This is a genomic window from Eubacterium sp. AM05-23 (genome assembly GCF_003477535.1).
In the GTDB taxonomy this organism is placed as follows: Bacteria; Bacillota; Clostridia; order Eubacteriales; family Eubacteriaceae; genus Eubacterium; species Eubacterium maltosivorans.
Map to the genome: position 1 here is coordinate 293,185 of NZ_QUDF01000001.1, position 19,305 is coordinate 312,489.

Genomic DNA, 19,305 nt, shown 5'->3' on the forward strand with positions numbered 1-19,305 from the left:
TCTGCCCCGTCGGTTTTATCAATAATAATGACAGACATTCGTGGAGGTAAACCTATGAATCCTTTTCGAGTTGGACTCGGTTATGATGTGCATCAGCTTTCAGAAGGGCGGAAACTGATCCTTGGCGGGGTGGAGATTGAGCACCCTACAGGACTGCTTGGCCATTCGGACGCGGATGTGTTAGTCCATGCCATTATGGACGCGATGCTGGGGGCCCTGGCCCTCGGTGACATTGGAAAATGGTTTCCGGATACGGATGAGAAATATAAAAGCGCGGACAGCATGGGCCTGCTGGCTGAGGTGGGCGCGCTTACTTTGGAAAAGGGCTATGCGGTCGGCAACATCGACGCCATCATTGTGGCCCAGGCGCCGAAATGCGCGCCCTATATTGAAGCCATGCGCGAAAACATCGCGAGGACACTGGGGATTGATATTGACCAGGTCAGCGTGAAGGCAACCACTGAGGAGAAGCTCGGCTTTACCGGGCGAAAAGAAGGCATTGCGGCAAAGGCAATCGCGTTGTTAGTTGAGAGTTGATAATTGATAGTTGATAGTTTAGGAACAAATTTGCAAAGCAAATTTGATTTAAATCAAAATCGTTCGCGATTTTGTACATTAACTATCCACTATCCACTATAAACTCTTTGCCTGTGAATTTCTAATAAATGAATCAATAAGCAACTAAAATAGAGTGGAGATAGAATATGATTGGAATCATTGCGGCACTGAAGGATGAAGTGCGGGACATTAAAAACAATATGACACAGGTCGAGACCAGTGAGAAGGCGGGAATGACCTTCTATAAGGGTTTGCTTTACGGCAAGCCGGTGGTGGCTGTGATGTGCGGTGTGGGCAAGGTTAACGCGGCGCTGTGCACCCAGGCGCTGGTCGACCTTTTTGACGTGAGCTGTGTGATCAACGTGGGTGTGGGCGGCGCTGTGGCCAAAGGCCTGAGCGTGGGAGACATTGTGATCTCCAGAGATTCGGTCCAGTATGACATGGACGGCTCTGCCTTTGGTCATCCCAGAGGCGAGATCCCGAACATGGACATTACCTTTTTCCCGGCCGACGAGCGGCTGATCAGGCTGGCCAAGGACGCGGCGGCCAAGGTCGGAGCGGCAGCTCTGGTGGGCCGTGTGATGACCGCTGACCTGGGGGTAGACTCCCAGGCGCTCAAGCAGGAGCTGACCGAGGTTTTCGGCGGAGCCTGTGTGGAGATGGAGGGTGCGGCCATCGGCCAGGCAGCCTATGTCAACGGCATTCCCTATATCGTGATCCGTTCCATTTCAGATAACGCGGACGGTGATCTGGTCGAAACCTACCAGAATAATTTCCAGATGTCCGTGGTCAATGCGGCCAAGATGGTGCTGGAAATGGTTAAAAATTACTAAAGACAGAAGGTGTTTCCCTTGGATCTTTTTGATGATTTCAATGAAGTTCCCGCCCACCGGCCTACCTGGGCGGAGATCAAGCTTGAGAACCTGCTCTTTAACCTTGAGCAGATCAGAAAAGCAGCGGGCCCGGAGACCCGGATCATGGGTGTGGTCAAGGCGGATGCCTACGGCCACGGCGTGGATGTGGCCGAGCTTTTACAGGACGAGGGCGTGCCCTGCCTGGGTGTCGCTTTTCTGGACGAGGCCATCGCCCTGCGCCAGAAGGGCATTGACCGCTGCGGGATTTTCATCCTGGGCGGTACGGGTATCGACCAGATTCCAGAGCTGGTGGAATGGGACGTGACCCCTGGCGTCTATCAGACCGCGTTCGCGCAGGCGCTGTCGGACTACTGCGTGGCTGAAGGTTCGGTGCACCCGGTTCACATCAAGGTGGACACTGGTATGGGGCGCATCGGCTTTCGGTGGGATGAGGCGGTGGAGGCGATTCTGCAGATCGCGGAAATGCCGGGTATCCGCATCGAGGGGCTTTACACCCACTTTGCCACCGCAGACGAAAGCGACAAGGACTTTACGCATTTGCAGCTCACGCGCTACGCCCAGGTGGTCAAGGCGCTTTCCGATAAGGGTGTTGAGATTCCGCTCAAGCATGTGGAAAACTCAGCAGCCATCATTGATTTTGACAAAACAATCTTTAACATGGTGCGCCCGGGGATCATTCTCTATGGCCACTACCCCTCGGATGAGGTAAAAAAGGAAAAGCTTGCGTTAAAGCCGGTCATGAGCTTTAAGACCAGCATTATCCATATCAAGACCATTCATGCGGGCGATTCGGTGAGCTATGGACGAAAGTTCACGGCTGAGTGCGACCGGAAAATCGCGACACTGCCAGTGGGCTATGCCGACGGTTATAGCCGGATGCTCTCCGGAAAGGGTGCGGAGGTACTGATTAACGGGCAGCGCGCGCCAGTGGTGGGGAATATCTGTATGGACCAGTGTATGGTTGATATTACGGGCCTTGAGGGCGTTTCCCTCGGCGATGAGGTAGAACTTTTCGGGGAAAATCTCCCCGTTGAGGAGCTGGCTGAAAAGCTGGGAACCATCTCCTACGAGCTGCTCTGTATGGTGAACAAGCGGGTTCCCCGCATCTATGATTTTATGGGTGAGAAACATCTGGAGGTAGAGATACTGAACGATGGATTTTTTGGAGGAATTTAGGAGAGTTGAGAGTTGATAATTGATAGTTGACAGTTGAAGAACAAATTTGCTTTGCAAATTTGATTCAAATCAAAATCGCAGGCGATTTTGTTCAATAACGATCCACTATTCACTATCCACTATCCACTGCCTTATGATGTGAAATGGATAATAAAATCAAGAATAATAAGGTCGCCCGTACCATTTTTGAGTACGTGGGCATTCTGTTCGGGACCTTTATGACAGCGCTGGCTGCCAATATGTTCATGATTCCCAACAAGCTGGCGCCCGGGGGCTTCAGCGGGCTGGCCACAGTGCTCTACTATGTGACAGGGCTGCCGGTTGGGACGGTTACCTTTGTGTTCTCTGTGGCCACACAGCTGATCTCGCTCAAGGTGCTGGGCAGAAGCGTTGGCCTCAAGAGCTTTGTCTGCACCCTGGCCTACGGGGTTCTGGTCGACGTGATGGCGGGTGTGATACCGCCCTTCTCAGACGACGTCCTTCTGGCCAGTATTTTCGCCGGCGTCCTTTACGGAGTCGGCATGGGCGTGCTGTACCGCATGGGCGGCTCCGGCGGCGGGACAGACCTGCTGGCCCGGATGCTCCACAAGCTGACCAGACGCCTGACCCTGAGCACCTGGATCATGTGCATTGATTTCTGCGTTGTCATTTTTGCGGGGATCGCCTTTAAAAACATCTCGATCATGCTCTATTCCATCATCGTCCTGTTTTTATACACACAGGTCATGGATTTTGTCATCGCGGGCAACAATTACGCCAAGGCGGCCAACATTGTCTCAGACAAGAGCCCGGAAATCTGCGAGCGCATCCGGATGGATCTCAACAAGAGCGCCACGATTTTTCACGCCTACGGCGCGTATTCGGGCCAGAGCAAAGATGTGGTTTACTGCATTGTCTACAGGAATCAGATCGCGAAGCTCAAGAGCATCATCTATGAGATTGACCCGGGCGCCTTTGTGACCCTGGCCGATACCCAGGAGGTGCTGGGCGCAGGGTTTAAGAATTTCAATGAATAATTAGTGAGTCAGTTGAGAGTGGAGAGTGGATAGTGAATCGTTATTGAACAAAATCGCAGGCGATTTTGATTTAAATCAAATTTGCAGAGCAAATTTGTTCTTTAACTGTCAACTATCAATTATCAACGCTCAACTAAAATAAATTAGAAGGAGTAACATATGGAAAACTTAGAAAAAACAGCAAAAGGTATCCGCCGGGATATCGTGAAAATGATTGGTAAAGCCGCTTCCGGTCATCCGGGTGGATCTTTATCAGCAGTTGAAATTTTGAGCTTGTTATATTTTGAAAAGATGAACGTTGATCCAAAGGATCCCAAAAAAGCAGACCGCGACCGTTTCGTCTTGTCAAAGGGCCATGCCGCGCCGGTTCTGTACGCAACCCTGGCAGCAAAGGGCTTCTTTGACGCATCCGAACTGGATCACTTACGTCAGGTTGGCGCCATCCTTCAGGGCCATCCGGACATGAAGAAGATTCCGGGTGTGGATATGTCCACCGGTTCTCTGGGCCAGGGCATCTCCGCTGCTGTCGGTATGGCGCTGGGCGCAAAAATCGACAAAGCAGACTGGAAAACCTATGTGTTACTCGGCGACGGCGAACTCCAGGAAGGTCTGGTATGGGAAGCAGCCATGTCCGCAGCCCACTACAAGCTGGACAACCTGATCGCCTTTGTGGATAACAACAACCTGCAGATCGACGGCGCAATCACAGACGTTATGTCACCGTACCCGATTGATGAAAAATTCGCGGCCTTTGGCTGGAATGTCATCAACATCGCAGACGGCAACGACTTTGAAGAACTGCGCGAAGGCCTTGAAAAAGCTTATGCCTGCCAGGGCAAGCCTTCTGTTTTAGTCTGCAAAACCGTTAAAGGCAAGGGCGTTTCCTACATGGAAAACAATGCCGGCTGGCACGGTAAGGGACCAAACGCGGAACAGGTTGAAATTGCACTGAAAGAACTGGAGGATTAATCATGAGTAAAAAATCAACAAGACAGGCGTACGGCGAATATTTAGCAGTACTCGCTGAAAAAAATAAAGATATTGTCGTTTTGGACGCGGATTTATCCGGCGCGACCAAAACCTCTGAATTTAAAAAGGTGATGCCAGAACGTCATTTTAACGCCGGTATCGCGGAAGCCGACCTCATGGGCATGTCCGCAGGCTTAGCCACCACGGGCAAGATTCCCTTTGCCAGCACCTTTGCCATTTTCGGCGCTGGCCGTGCCTTTGAAATCATCCGCAACAGCATCTGCTATCCAAAGCTGAACGTGAAGATCGCCCTGACCCATGCGGGGATCTCCGTTGGCGAGGACGGCGGCTCCCACCAGTCCGTGGAAGACGTCGCTCTGATGCGTGCGGTTCCAAACATGACGGTTCTGGTTCCGGCAGACGCCACTGAAACACAGCGCATGATGGACGCCGCCGTTGCCATCGACGGCCCGGTCTACATCCGTTTGGGCCGCCTGGACACCAACGTGATCTTTGACGACGATTATGAATTTGAAGTTGGCAAGGCAGTGACCTTAAAAGAAGGCCACGACCTGACCATCATGGCCATGGGCTTAATGGTTGAAAAGGCTCTGGAAGCCGCTGACGCCTTAAAGGCAGAAGGCATCTCCGCCCGCGTCCTGAACATGGGCTCCATCAAACCCATCGACCGCGAAGCCATCGAAGCAGCCGCCAAAGAAACCGGCGCCATCGTTACAGCTGAAGAACACAGCATCATCGGCGGCCTGGCAGGCGCAGTCTGCGAAGTCCTGGCAGAAACCACACCCGCACCGGTTGAAAAGGTCGGCGTGATGGATCAATTCGGCCAGTCCGGCAAAGCGCTGGAGCTGCTTGAAAAATACAACCTGACCACTGACGCCATCGTCGAAGCGGCTAAAAAGGTTGTGGCACGCAAAGCCAAATAAAGATACCGTATGAGAGGTAGGGTCTGAAACAGACCGTACCTCTTTTTTAATTGTCATACTTCTCGATTTGTCAAAGGGTATCGCCGCGATACGGGCCGGACTGCCGGGGAGCTGAGGCACCAATGGATTTTCTATCCTCTTAAGCGTGCGCGCTCGGTGCTTTACCGAGCTGCGCCTACGGTCTCATTGAGAAAGAATCCGGCACATTTTAAGCAGAGCCGTCGAAGCTGCGAGGTAAGAGCACCGAGCGCGCAGGGCATCTGGAAGAAAATCCATTGGCGGCCCCACAAGGCTTTAATTTTTATTTAAGAATCAATCATTTTCAAGCTGAAACACTTGAATGAAAAGAAAATTAGGCAAGAGGACAGGTTTTGCGGATGCTTTTTTTTGTAAAAATCCTGTCAATAATCTTTAAAATTGCAAAATATCCTTGCCACACTTTTTGCCACATATTGAAATCCCCGCAAAACTCTGATATGATGAAATCAGATTCCGGTGCTGTGCACGCCACAGACCGGTAAACAATGTCCAATCTCTACAGTTTATTTCGAGACGCCAACGGCTGCTCCGCGGCGTCACGCCGGACTGCTCCAAATTTTCCGGTTTTAAACTGTTTGGTGAAAATACTGCCATTGGCAGTATTTTTTTAGCCGCTTTGAAAATCGTTTGCAAAAAAATATCTTATATATGAAAATATTAGCATTGTATTTTATTAAAAATAAATATATAATATTTCTATTAATCTTAAAATTCACGTCTGAAAGGAGAAAGCCCATGTCACAATTCAGTGAACGCCTCACCACCTTCGTGGAAGCAACGGGATTTTCCATTTATCAGCTTTCTAAAAAAGCCAGGATCGACCGCTCCACCATCCATAAGGTCATGGTTGGGGAACGCGTGCCCAGCGCCGATTTCTATAAAAAGCTCTGCCGCGCCCTGTCCCTGACCCCCTTTGAAAAAAGGGAACTGGACGATCTCTTTAAAATGGCCAAAATCGGCGATAAGGTCTACTACCGGCGCAACAGCGTCAAGCGCCTCGTCGAGGAGCTGGCCGGCAATACCTACGCCCCCACCGAGGACGTCAGCGGCCGGGAGTACAAGGCCTTTCCCGTATTAGACCGCGGGACACAGGTCATCGAGGGCAAAAACGACATCAACAGCGTGATCATCGATGTAATCAACGACGAGATCTACCACAGAGAGGCCCCGCACCTGGCCATCGCCCTGGATTTCGACCACCAGTTCGTCTACGAGTACCTGTACAACGCCTTTGTGTGCGCGGCCGGCACAGTGGACATCGAGCATTTTATCTACCTGGAGAAAGAAACCAGCCGCAACGACGCCATCCAGAAAAACCTGCGCCACCTGCAGTACATCCTGTCCTTCAGCCTGTGCGGCCGCGACGGCTACCACCCATACTATTCCTATACGAATGCAGACCCTGCCCAGGCCGTGACCACCTTCCTGCCCTATTTCATCATCACCAACCGCCATGTGCTAAAGCTGTCCAGAAGCTTTAAAACCGCCATTCTGTACGACGACGCGTCCATCGTGGACTTCTACCAGCAAGCAGCGGACCGCCTCTGCCGGGGCCTCCCAAAGCTTACCCGCAGGGCCGAGCACATCGAGGACATGTACGGCTGGACCCGGGAAAACCTGGGCGACGCCAGCCTGGAGCCCCACCCCTGCCTGAGCCTCTGCCTGAGCGGCCCGCGCATCGAGGCCCTGGTACAGCCCGACATCCCCGGGCGGGAGGCCGTCTGCGCGCTGGCGGGCGAGGTCTATGGCCCCTATCACCGCGGCGAGAAGCCCCTGAGCCGGTCCTTCTTCTCCCCCGAGGGCCTGAGCGCCTTCATGGAAACCGGACGGATCTGCTACTTCCCAGAGAGCGTGGTGCGGTGCTGCCGCCCAGAGGAGCGGAAAGACTTCCTGCGGGAGATCCTGGCCGCCGTCGAGGGTGGGGAGACCGCCTTCACCCTAGTCGATTCCGACAAATTCAGGACGCCGCTGAATGTGGAGATCATCAAGGCCGATGAGCAGCAGGTGATCGTCCAGCGTTTCAGCGAGGACAGCCGGCAGCTGAACGCGGTCTTCATCGACGAGCCCGGTATCTGCGAAGCCTTTACCGATTTCTTCGACTACCTGCCCGACAGCGACCTGACCCTGAGCCGTGAGGCTCTGATAAACCTGCTTAAAAGCTACCTGTAAGGGAAGGAGAGGGCAGATATTGAGAGGTATTGGCAGAGACAAAGCAAGAGGCGGTTTTCTAATGGAAAATTGAGAATGGAAAATGGCGAATGACAGGAACAAAATGCTGCATTCTCCATTAAAAAATCTTCTTTTTACCGTTTTATAATGACATTTATCGACACGAATATTAAAGGAGTGACCATGAACAACGACGACACAAACAACCGGGCCCTGCAGCCCGAACAGGCCAAGGCCCTGGAAGAAAGCCTGGAGAAGATTAACGAGGCCCTGGCCGTGGAGGAAAAGGACCGGGAGCCCGGAAAGCCCTACATCAAGCATACCCACCGGGTTACAAGTGTGACCATCGGCGCCATCGACCCCGAGACCGGCGAGGACCGAGCCCTCACCAAAGAAGAGCAGGCCGCCCAGACCACAGTCGACGAAACCGTCCGCTATTATCCCGATTTCCGGCTGAAATGGGGCGAGTTCCTCTGCGACCCGGGCAAAGGCTGGGCCCTGGAGGATTATGAACACTACGAGGAGCGCATGAAGGAGTACGCCGAGACGGGGACCGTGCGCACCGAGTGGGGACGCCTGAGCCCCCTGACCGAGGAGATCGAGCGCCCCGCCTTCCCGGTAAACGCCCTGCCGCCCGTATACGCCCGCTATACCGAGGCCCTGGCCGAGAGCCTGCAGGTGCCGGTGGACATGGTGGGCGTGTCCGTGCTGGCCCTGCTGGGCGGCTGCCTGCAAAAGCGGTACGAGATCAGCGCAAAGGATAAGTTCACCGTGCCCCTGGGCCTGTACACCCTGGTGGTGGCCGACCCCGGCGAGCGGAAATCCAGCGTCTACGACGAAGTGGTGCGCCCCATCAAGGATTACGAGCAAAAGCTCTGGAAAGAGTACCAGAAGCATCAGTTTGATGACGAGCTGGAGCAGGAGCTGGCAGAGGAGGCATTTAAGACGGCCAAGAGCCAGTACAAAAGATGCAAGGATGCGTCAGAGCGGGAAGCCCTCAAGGAAACCATGCTCGAGCTCAAGGAAAAGATCGCCTTTTTCCAGAAAAAATGCCCGCCCTGCCTGTATATGGACGACACCACCAACGCGGCCCTGGAGCAGGAGCTGGCCCGCAACGGCGGCCGCATGATCATCATGTCCGACGAGGGCGACCTCTTCGCTAACATGATGGGCCTGTATACCGGCGGCCAGCACACCCTGGGCGCCCTGCTCAAAGGCCACACCGGCGGCAGCTCCAAAACCCACCGCGTGGGGCGGGATCCGGTGCTTCTGCCCGCCAGCAACCTGAGCATTCTGCTCATGGTCCAGCCCATCATCATCGACACCATCATGGGCGATATGGTCATGCGCGGCCGGGGCATGAACGCCCGGTTTCTCTACACCATGCCCAAAACCAAGGTGGGTGATCGCAACATCGAGACCGCCCGGGCCATGGACCCCAAAATCGACGCCGATTACTACAACGCCGTCTACAGCCTGTACGCCGATAATTACATCACCCTTGAGCCAAAGCCAAAGCAGCTTGAGCTCAAGGACAGCGCCCAGATGGCCTACATGGCCTACGAGACCCTGTTCGAGCGCCGCCTGAAGGGCGACATGAAGGATATAAGGGACTGGGGGAGCAAGCTCGGCGGCGAGATGCTGCGCCTGGTGGGCATCCTCCACTGCGCCGCCCACCCCGACGCCATCATGGAGACCCCGGTGTCCCATGAGACTGTGGACAAGGCCTATAAGCTGGCCAAATATTTTAGCGAGTACGCGCGCATCATCTACAATATGGGCGATGGGATGGACCCGAATATGCGCGTCTGCCGGCGGATTGTGGATGTGCTGCAGGCCCAGGGGCTCAAAACCTTCTCGAAAACAGAGCTCTTTGGCATTTCGCGCATGGGCTGTAAAAAAATTTCGGACCTGCTGCCCTATCTGAACATTCTGGAGGACTACGGCTACCTGAAAAGCGGCCAGTTTACCAACGGAAACCGCACCTTTACAGGTTATCAGGTGAATCCGGCAGTCTTTGAGGCCAGCAATCAACTCCATAACAACGCATAACCACTAACATTTTAATAAAGAATCCCAAAACCAGCAAAACAGGATAAGGAAGATTAGGCATTTTTAAGTAATGTTTATTTTATATAAATATTATAATATAAAAATGTCTTTTTTTCATTTGCGATCCTTGATTACAGGGTTAAGGTCCAGAAGTTAGTGGCTATGCGTTGTTATGGAAACCCTTCATCCTAAAAAACAAAAAAGCATCCTGCGCAAATACTTGTTTTTTCCTTAATCAAATGGGTAAAACTCTTTAAAAGACTAATTTTCACCATTAAGAAAAGGAAAACAAAATGAAAACACATCGCTTACCGATCCTCCGGACCTTTTTATTCGCGGTGCTGCTGCTTCTGGCCGGCCTGCTTTTCTTGTCTGCACCGGTGCGTGCAGAGGGCAGCCGCGAGCTGACGGCTGAGGGCGGCGACCGCCCCTACACCGAGTGGTACGACCACAAGGACGCAGGCGTGCTGCGGCACCAGATTGTCAAGGTTTACGCCAAGGCAGGGGAGACCCTGTATTTTGGCTCCAGCGTCACCGACAACGTGAATCAGCAGGACATTGTCATGCGCTATACCGGCGCCGATGACTCAGGCTACGAGCCCTTTACCACCGCGCCGGGCCAGCAGGGCATGGAGCTTGTCTATGACACCAACACCGGCGACAATGTGGGCTACCTCATGAACCGCAGCCAGGAAAAGGCAGGCCCGGACATTGCGGGCACCGGCGCAGGCTACAAGCCGCTGGTCTTTAAGGTGACCGAGACCGGCAACTATGAGTTCGAGTTCCACGCCAGGCTGGACAGCGGCAACCGGAACAACCCGCGCCCCCTGAACGTGGACAGCAACGACGCCTGGAAGACAAACGGACAGGGCGACAGCACCGTAGCGGCCTGGGATGTGACCGTGGCCAAGGCCGACGGTACCCAGGTGCCCGGCAGAGTGTTCACCCATTTTCTGACCCTGAACATGGGCAACAACGGCCGCAGCCTGGAGTCTAAGGTGCGGGTGCTCACCCTTGACGGGTTTCAGTACTGCGTGGACATGAACGGCATGGACCCCTTTGGCTTTATTTTCTTTGCCAACAACCGCGGCCTGGTCGTGGACGACACCAACAACAGCTATTACCACTCCTTTTACTCCGACAATCCGGGACAGGGCGTAGACATCGACACCCTCATCAACCACGACCCCTCCCTGCAGCTCAACTCACCCATCGTGCCAGACAACGGACTGGACATCAACGACCGCATTTTCTTAAACCCGCCGGATGCCGAGCTGCTGGAATCCCTGGGAATGGCCCAGGAGCCAGACACCAGCGGCACCGTGAGCGGTTTTAAATTTACAGGCTTCAAGGAAGGCTTCGGCTACGTGGGCGAGGGCGGTACCTTTACTTTTAACGCCCAGAACATCAGCAGCTATGAGCTCAAAATTGACCTGCGGAACTACCAGGAAAAGCAGGCGGACGGCAGCTACAAACCCGTGGACCACGGCATTGTGACCATTGGCAACGCCTGTGTCGACGGGATCAACAGCGTATCCTGGGATGGTAAGGACGCAGACGGCAATGTGCTGCCTGCAGGCAGGTGTGACCTGACCCAGGTGACCCTCCAGGCCCGGGGCGGCGAGCTTCATCTGCCGTTTCTGGATGTGGAGAACAACCCGGGCGGCATCATTGTCGAGCGCTGTAACGGCGGCGGCACCGATGCCGAGCGCCACACCATCTACTATAACAACGCCACCGTTCCGGCCTTGAACGGCGCAGACGCCGACCAGAGCGCAGGTGTGGACAGCACAGGCGGCGCCATGAAATTCTCAGGCAACAAAGGCAACCGGACTATTCTGGACGTCTGGGCCTATTACAAAATCGGCGATCCGGGCAGCCTGAGCACCAACCTCGAGCTCATCCCCAGAACCGACGACACCAACGGCGAGATCCGCGGCCTGGTCTTTTACGACAGCAACAAGGACGGCGTCTACGCCAAAATCGACCAGGATTATCCACTGCCAAACGTGACGGTTGAGCTGCTGGGGCCGGACGGAAAAACCGTTATCGCCACCACCACCACCGATATTTCCGGCGGCTATGTGTTCACCGATGTGCCCTTCTCAGAGGATGCCTACCGGGTGCAGGTGGTCAGCCCCTATCCGGGCATGAACGCTTGCACCACCAAGGATAAAGACGACGCCGCAAAGACCAACGAGCTCCAGCTCGACACTGTGGATCCAGCCACCCCCAACGTGACCAACACCGACGTTGGCTACTACGTGCCCCCGGCAACCATCAGCATTCCGGTGCAGAAACTCTGGAATGATGTGGACGACGCCAGCGCGCGGCCCGGCGAGATCGTGGTCAGGCTGCTCAAAAACGGCAAACCCACCCTGGAAAGCCTGACCCTGAACGCGGCCAACGGCTGGAAGGGCAGCTTTGACAGCCTGCTCAAATTTGAAAACGGCAAGGCCATCCAGTACACCATCGCAGAGACAGCAGTGGACGGCTACACCAGCCAGACCCAGGGCGATATGAGCGCAGGCTACACCCTGGTCAACACCCGCGTGGGCAAGACCAGCCTGTCCGGCACCAAGACCTGGAAGGACGGCGGCGGCGCCCGGCCCGAGGTCACGCTGACCCTTAAAGCGGGCGGCACCCCGGTTGCAGGCGCGGTACCGGCCTGGGATAAGACCGGCGACGTCTGGACCTGGAGCTTCGACAACCTCGAGGCGTTTGACGCAGGCGGCCGCCGCATCACCTACACTGTGGAAGAAGCCGTTCCCGACGGCTACAAGGCCGAATACGACGGCAATAACATCACCAATATCCGCTTTGGCTACACCGAGGTCACAGGCCAGAAACGCTGGCAGGACGGCGGCCAGGACAACAGCCAGCGCCCCAATATTACGCTTACCCTCAAGGCAGACGGCGAGGTAGTGCAGGACGCGGTGCCTTTTTGGACCTATGAGAGCAACACCTGGATCTATACCTTTGAAAACCTGCTGAAATACAACAAAGAGGGCCAGCTTATCACCTACACCGTAGAAGAAGCCCCGGTGGACGGCTATACCACCACCGTAAACGGCAATGATATCACCAACACCCGCACAGGCGTCACCAGCCTGGAGGGCCGAAAAATCTGGCAGGACAATGACGACAAAGACGGGCTGCGGCCAGCTGCGGTTACCGTTCAGCTCATGCAGAGCATTGACCACGGCGCCGCTGTGCCCGTAGACGGCCAGACCGTAGTGATGGACGAGGCCACCGGCTGGGCCTACAGCTTTAAAGACCTGCCCGCCTACGACAGCCAGGGCCGCGACATCATCTACACCGTAGCCGAAAAAGGCGTCAACCCAGACGATTACGCCACCAGCTACGACGGCACCGACATCATCAACGCCCACCCGGCCCGGCCCACCATCGAGGTGGCTGGCGTCAAGACCTGGGACGATAATAATGACGCCGAGGGCCTGCGCCCGGAAAGCATCACCGTTTACCTGATGAAAAACGGCGTGGAGGCAGCCAGCCAGACCGTCACCGGCCCGGACTGGCGCTACAGCTTTGAGGGCCTGGACCCCGGCACCGCCGGTAACCCGAACCACTACACCGTCCGGGAAGACCCCATCGAGCACTACACCACCAGTTATCAGGGCTATAACATCACCAACACGCGCATCCCCACCGTCACCGTCTCAGGCACCAAAACCTGGAAAGACGGCCACAGCGCCAACAGGCCCTACCTGGACCTGATCCTCATGGCCAACGGCGTGGAACAGCCCGGTAAGACGCCAGAGTGGAGCAAGCAGGACGGCGATGTCTGGACCTACGAATACCGCGGCCTGGACAAATTCGACTCAGAGGGCAAAACCATTACCTACACCGTAACCGAGGCCGTCCCGGCCGGCTACGGCGGCTATCAGGATCCGGAGAACCCCTTCAATTTCACCAATGTCCGCGACGAAGTCACAAGCCTCCACGGCCGCAAGACCTGGAGCGACAAGAACAACCAGGACGGCCTGAGGCCAGAGAGCGTCACCGTCCAGCTCATGCAGAGCATCGGCGGCGCGGCCGCCACACCAGTCGAGGGACAGACCCGGGTCATGTCCGCAGAAAACAACTGGACCTACAATTTTGAGCGTATCCCGGGCTACGACCAGAACGGTGACGCCATCGTCTACACCGTCAAGGAAATCGACCTGCCCGGCGGCTACAGTGCCGACTACAACGGCAACGACATTGTCAACGTGCACCCGGCCAAGGAGAAAATCCAGATCACCGGCACCAAGACCTGGGGTGACGACAACGACGCCTCCGGCAAGCGCCCGGGCAGCGTGCGGGTACACCTCATGGCCAACGGCGTCGAAATCGCCGCCCAGACCGTCTATGGGCCGGACTGGCAGTACCGTTTCGAGAACCTGGACAAAACAGGCGATGACGGCAGCCTGGTAGCCTACACGGTAGTCGAGGACCCGGTTCCGGGCTATGACACCATCTACAGCGGCTACAACATCACCAACCAGTGCCGGGACTGCGGCGTGCCGCCAGAGCCCAAAGAGCTCGGCAGCATCAGCGGCAATGTCTTTTACGACGACAACTGGGACAAGAAATGGGATCACGACACCGAAGCCCCAGTGGGCAACATCGTGGTGACCCTGTACAATGAGGCCGGGGACAAGGTGGCCGAGACCTTTGCGGACAGCAACGGCTACTACCGCTTCACCGATCTGGAATACGGCGCGTACACCGTGAGCGTGAGCGACCGCGGCGACGGCTATGTCTGCACCACCGAGAACCAGCGGCAGAAAATCACCCTGGACGCGCCGGAGCAGGAGGCCGCAGACGTCGGTTTTGCCAAAAAAGAGCCACCGGTGGACCCGCCCGTCGATCCGCCGGTGGACCCGCCGGTAACGCCGCCGGCCGACCCGGGCGTCCCAGACATCACGCCGCCCCACGGCTTCGAGGTCCCGCCTCAGGTGCCCGCCGCCTCTGTGAACCCGAATACCGGCACGCGGGCCGCCACCGCTGGTGTGTTCGGCGCTGTGCTGCTCCTGGCGGTCACCGCTGTTCTAAGGAAAGTGCGCAGACACTAGAAAAGAAACCAGAAAATTCTCAGGAATTTTAAAACTTTCCCTTGCACTTTTTGAAAGAAAAGGTAAAATAGATATATATATTGTTAATTGCATCACTGCAAAAAAAAAACCACTTTTTTGCAGTGTTTTTTGATGTTTCGTCCAATTTTTAAAAAAATTGGCAGCGCGCAGGAGCGTTAGCGGGCAAGCGGCAACGAAACAAACGCAAATCCCGAGGAACGGTCCAGATAAGCGTAAACCGTTTTGAGGGGATTTGTGATCCTTAAAAATCAGGAGGCGTAATGAAAACAAAGTATATATTTGTAACCGGCGGTGTGGTTTCTTCACTTGGAAAGGGGATCACCAGTGCATCCCTGGGGCGTTTGCTCAAGGCCAGAGGCCTGAAGGTGTCCATTCAGAAATTTGACCCCTATCTCAATTATGATCCGGGTACCATGAGCCCGTACCAGCACGGCGAGGTCTTCGTGACTGACGACGGTGCAGAGACCGACCTCGACCTCGGCCACTACGAGCGCTTTACCGACGAGAGCCTGGGCCAGTACAGCAACGTGACCACCGGCAAGGTCTATTGGAACGTTATCTCCAAGGAACGCCGGGGCGACTACCTGGGCGGTACCGTACAGGTTATCCCGCACATCACCAACGAGATCAAGGAAAGCATTCTGCGTGTGTCTGAGAGCGCGGCCAACCCGGACGTCGTCATCACCGAAATCGGCGGTACCGTGGGCGATATCGAAAGCCTGCCCTACCTGGAAGCCATCCGCCAGTTTGAGGGCGACCTGGGCCCGGAAAATGTGCTCTACATCCATGTCACACTGCTGCCCTACCTGGGCAAAGCCGGCGAGCTCAAGACCAAGCCTACCCAGCACTCCGTCAAGGAGCTGCGCAGCATCGGGATTCAGCCCGACATCATTGTCCTGCGCTCCGAAAAGGAAGTAGAGGACGGCCTCAAGGATAAGATCAGCCTGTTCTGCAACGTGGACAAGGACGCAGTGGTCACCAACCTGGACGCGCCGGAGCTGTACGAAGTGCCGCTGATGCTTGAGAAGGAAGGCCTGGCCCGTCTGGTCTGCAGCAAGCTCAAAATCCGCTGCAAGGACCCGGACCTCACCGAGTGGAAGGAGCTGGTCACCCGCGCCAAGAGCCTGGAAAACAAGGCGACCATCGCCCTGGTGGGCAAGTACGTCGAGCTCCATGACGCGTACCTGTCCGTCGCCGAAGCCCTGCGCCACGGCGGCATCGCGAACAACGCTGAGGTCACCATCAAGTGGGTGCACTCCGAGGATTTAAACGAACAGAACGTGGACCGTATCATGAAGGATGTAGACGGGATCATCGTGCCCGGCGGCTTTGGCAACCGCGGCATCGAGGGTAAAATTGAGGCCATCCGCTGGGCCCGTGAAAACAAGATTCCGTTTTTAGGGCTCTGCCTGGGCTTACAGCTCACCGTTATCGAGTTCGCCCGCAACGTGGCAGGCCTTGAGGGCGCCAACAGCATCGAGCTGGACGAGGAAACACCTTATCCGGTGATCAGTCTCATGGAGGAACAGAAAAAAATCCAGAACATGGGCGGTACCATGCGTCTGGGCGCTTACCCCTGTGAGCTCAAGGAAGGCTCCCGCGCCTGCGCGGCCTACGGCGGCGCAAAGACCATCGAGGAACGCCACCGCCACCGCTATGAGGTCAACGACGAGTATATTCAGACGCTGGCCGAAAAGGGCTTAGTCTTTTCCGGTATGTCACCGGACGGCGTTTTAGTGGAAATGGTCGAGCTCAGGGACCATCCTTTCTTCATTGCCACCCAGGCCCATCCGGAATTCAAATCCCGCCCGAACAAAGCCCACCCGCTTTTCAGCAGCTTTGTGGAAGCGGCCATGAATTACAAAAACAAGGGAAGCCGTTAATCAAAAGGGGTATCGTTACGATACCCCTTTTTTAATGGAGAATGGAAAATGAATAATGGAGAATTTTAGAACGCTTTCGCCTTTGGCTCAAGCGATCCTGATGGCGGCCTGTGGCCGCGTCTGATCAAAATGCGTCAGCATTTTGCACTTGTAATTCTCAATTTTCAATTTTCAATTCTCCATTGATTTTCCCTCTTGACACAAGATATAGGCCTGTGCAAAACTGTGGATAACTTGGACTTTGTTTATAAAAATCGGTTGAAAATGTGTAAAACTGTGGAAAACATACGTTTTTCCTGTGGATAATGTTTATAACCTGGTGGGTAAGTGGAAAAATCCCCATAAATCCATTGTTGAAAAGTGGAGAATCTGTGGATAAAGTTCTGGAAAAGTTTATGCACAACTTGTGGATAAAACCCCTTAGTTATCCACACTTGTTCATAAATCCAATTCGGGGTATAATGAGATAAAAGCAAAACTATATCTGGGGGCAGGCTTTTCACACCACACCCCGCCTGTCAAAAAAGATAATGATTACAATGAAATAGAAAGGGTAAATATGAAAGATTTAGGATATATTCGTACCGCCTGTGCGGTGCCAGTCATCAAGGCAGGGGACTGCGCAGCCAACGCGGATGCGGTTTTGAGCCTGTGCGAAAAAGCTTATGAAAAACAGGTGAGCATCGTGGTTTTTCCGGAGTTGTGCGTCACTGGCTACACCTGCGGCGATCTGTTTTTCCAGCGCACCCTGCAAAAAGCAGCGGCGGCGGCTGTGGATAAAATCAGGGAATGGTCCGAGGGCAGAGCCATGCTCATCGTGGTGGGCGCGCCTGTGGCAGTGGGCAGCGGGCTTTACAACTGCGCGGTAGCCCTGTCAGACGGGGAGATCCTGGGGATTGTGCCCAAAACCTATGTACCGGACAATCAGGAATACTACGAAAAACGCTGGTTCCGCTCCGCCGGACAGCTGCGCGCCACAGACATCAGCTGCTTTGGCGCGGCTGTGCCCGTAGGCACCGATCTGCTTTTCCGTCATGAGGACTGGGAGGATGTGCTGGTTGGCATTGAAATCTGCGAGGATCTCTGGGCCCCGGTGCCGCCGAGCTGCCGTCAAGCCGTCGAGGGGGCGACCATCATTGTCAATCCCTCGGCCAGCAACGAGGTGATTGGAAAGAGCGCTTACCGGGCCGCCCTGGTGCGCCAGCAGTCTGCCCGCCTGAACGCCGGGTACCTGTACTGCTCCTGCGGCTATGGCGAATCCACCACGGATCTCGTCTTTGGCGGCGACGCCCTGATCTGCGAGCGGGGCAGCGAGCTGGCCCGCTCCCGCCGTTTTCGGACCGAGGGCCAGTTAGTGGTAGCCGATCTGGACATGGAGGCCATTGCCCACGACCGCCAGCTCCAGACCTCCTTTGGGGATTCGGCCGACATCCTGGGAGACGGCGGTTTTATGGAATGCTTCTTTAATGCCCAGGACGCCCAGGACTGCCTGCGGGAAGTGAATCCGCAGCCCTTTGTGCCTGCAGACATCAGCCGCCGCAATGAGCGCTGTGAGGAAATCTTTAACATTCAGACCATGGCGCTGGGCAGCCGTGTGGCCCATATCGGTGATCCGGCCATGGTGGTGGGCATCTCCGGCGGCCTGGACTCCACTCTGGCCCTGCTGGTCTGCGTAAATGTCTGCGACCAGTTCGGCATTGACCGAAAGCGCATCCACGCGGTCACCATGCCTGGCTTTGGCACCACCGACCGCACCTACGACAACGCGGTCAGCCTGATTCATTCTCTGGGCGCCACCTTCCACGAGATTTCCATCAAGGACGCGGCCACCCGCCATCTGGAGGACATCGGCCACGACCTGAATGTCCACGACGTCACCTACGAGAACGCCCAGGCCAGAGAGCGCACCCAGATCCTCATGGACCTGGCCAACCGTCTGAACGGCCTGGTCATCGGCACCGGCGATCTGTCCGAGCTGGCCCTGGGCTGGGCCACCTACAACGGAGACCATATGTCCATGTACGGGGTCAACGGCGGCATTCCCAAGACCCTGGTGCGGTATCTGGTGCGCTATGTGGCCGATGAGAACCCAGACGAAGCGATCCGCCGGATTCTCTACGACGTGCTGGACACGCCCGTATCGCCTGAGTTGCTGCCTCCGGACGCGTCGGGCAAAATCGCCCAGAAAACCGAGGATCTGGTGGGCCCCTATGAGCTCCACGATTTCTTTATGTACCATGTGCTCAGGAACGGCTACCGCCCGGATAAAATCTATTATCTGAGCCGGCGCGCCTTTGGGGGCGCCTATGACGACGCCACCCTGTATAAGTGGCTGCGCAATTTCTACTGGCGCTTTTTTACCCAGCAGTTCAAGCGCTCCTGCCTGCCCGACGGCCCCAAGGTGGGCACTGTATCCCTGTCCCCGAGAGGCGACTGGCGCATGCCCTCAGACGCCAGAGTGGAGGAATGGATGCGCGTGCTGGACGGCATCCGGCCAGCCGGGGCGTGAAAAAAAGAGGTACGGT

At 55.6% G+C, this 19,305-nt stretch carries 11 protein-coding genes; all 11 read left to right on the forward strand.

The window, feature by feature from the left end; genetic code table 11:
- The first annotated feature begins 54 nt into the window (after positions 1 to 54).
- The 11 genes from ispF (at position 55) to DW091_RS01290 (ending at position 19,289) form a co-directional block, all read left to right on the forward strand.
- A complete protein-coding gene (ispF, locus tag DW091_RS01235; RefSeq protein ID WP_118517211.1) occupies positions 55 to 537 on the forward strand; it encodes a 2-C-methyl-D-erythritol 2,4-cyclodiphosphate synthase in 483 nt (160 codons plus the stop codon).
- A 167-nt stretch (positions 538 to 704) separates the two neighbouring features.
- A complete protein-coding gene (locus tag DW091_RS01240; RefSeq protein WP_096918626.1) occupies positions 705 to 1,391 on the forward strand; it encodes a 5'-methylthioadenosine/adenosylhomocysteine nucleosidase in 687 nt (228 codons plus the stop codon).
- Between the two features lie 18 nt (positions 1,392 to 1,409).
- The gene (gene alr, locus DW091_RS01245; protein WP_118517212.1) at positions 1,410 to 2,609 is read left to right on the forward strand and encodes an alanine racemase; all 1,200 of its coding nucleotides are present in this window, start codon (positions 1,410 to 1,412) and stop codon (positions 2,607 to 2,609) included.
- 143 nt (positions 2,610 to 2,752) lie between these two features.
- Entirely contained in the window at positions 2,753 to 3,625 is an 873-nt protein-coding gene (locus DW091_RS01250) for a YitT family protein (RefSeq protein WP_118517213.1), read from the forward strand.
- Between the two features lie 159 nt (positions 3,626 to 3,784).
- Positions 3,785 to 4,594 carry a transketolase gene (locus DW091_RS01255; protein ID WP_058693362.1) on the forward strand — a complete coding sequence of 270 codons (810 nt, stop codon included), beginning with the start codon at positions 3,785 to 3,787 and terminating at the stop codon, positions 4,592 to 4,594.
- Between the two features lie 2 nt (positions 4,595 to 4,596).
- Positions 4,597 to 5,538: a transketolase family protein gene (locus DW091_RS01260; RefSeq protein WP_058693363.1), complete on the forward strand. Its 942-nt coding sequence runs from the start codon at positions 4,597 to 4,599 to the stop codon at positions 5,536 to 5,538.
- 774 nt (positions 5,539 to 6,312) lie between these two features.
- Positions 6,313 to 7,746, forward strand: coding sequence for a helix-turn-helix transcriptional regulator (locus DW091_RS01270; protein ID WP_158577801.1), 1,434 nt, complete (start codon positions 6,313 to 6,315; stop codon positions 7,744 to 7,746).
- A gap of 183 nt (positions 7,747 to 7,929) precedes the next feature.
- Positions 7,930 to 9,798, forward strand: a complete 1,869-nt coding sequence (locus DW091_RS01275) for a YfjI family protein (protein ID WP_158577802.1) — start codon at positions 7,930 to 7,932, stop codon at positions 9,796 to 9,798.
- Positions 9,799 to 10,091: 293 nt separating this feature from the next.
- On the forward strand, positions 10,092 to 14,876 hold the full coding sequence (locus tag DW091_RS01280) for a Cna B-type domain-containing protein (RefSeq protein WP_118517217.1): 4,785 nt from the start codon (positions 10,092 to 10,094) through the stop codon (positions 14,874 to 14,876).
- Positions 14,877 to 15,157: 281 nt separating this feature from the next.
- A complete protein-coding gene (locus tag DW091_RS01285; RefSeq protein WP_058693369.1) occupies positions 15,158 to 16,780 on the forward strand; it encodes a CTP synthase in 1,623 nt (540 codons plus the stop codon).
- 559 nt (positions 16,781 to 17,339) lie between these two features.
- Positions 17,340 to 19,289 carry an NAD(+) synthase gene (locus DW091_RS01290; RefSeq protein WP_118517218.1) on the forward strand — a complete coding sequence of 650 codons (1,950 nt, stop codon included), beginning with the start codon at positions 17,340 to 17,342 and terminating at the stop codon, positions 19,287 to 19,289.
- Positions 19,290 to 19,305: the final 16 nt, after the last annotated feature.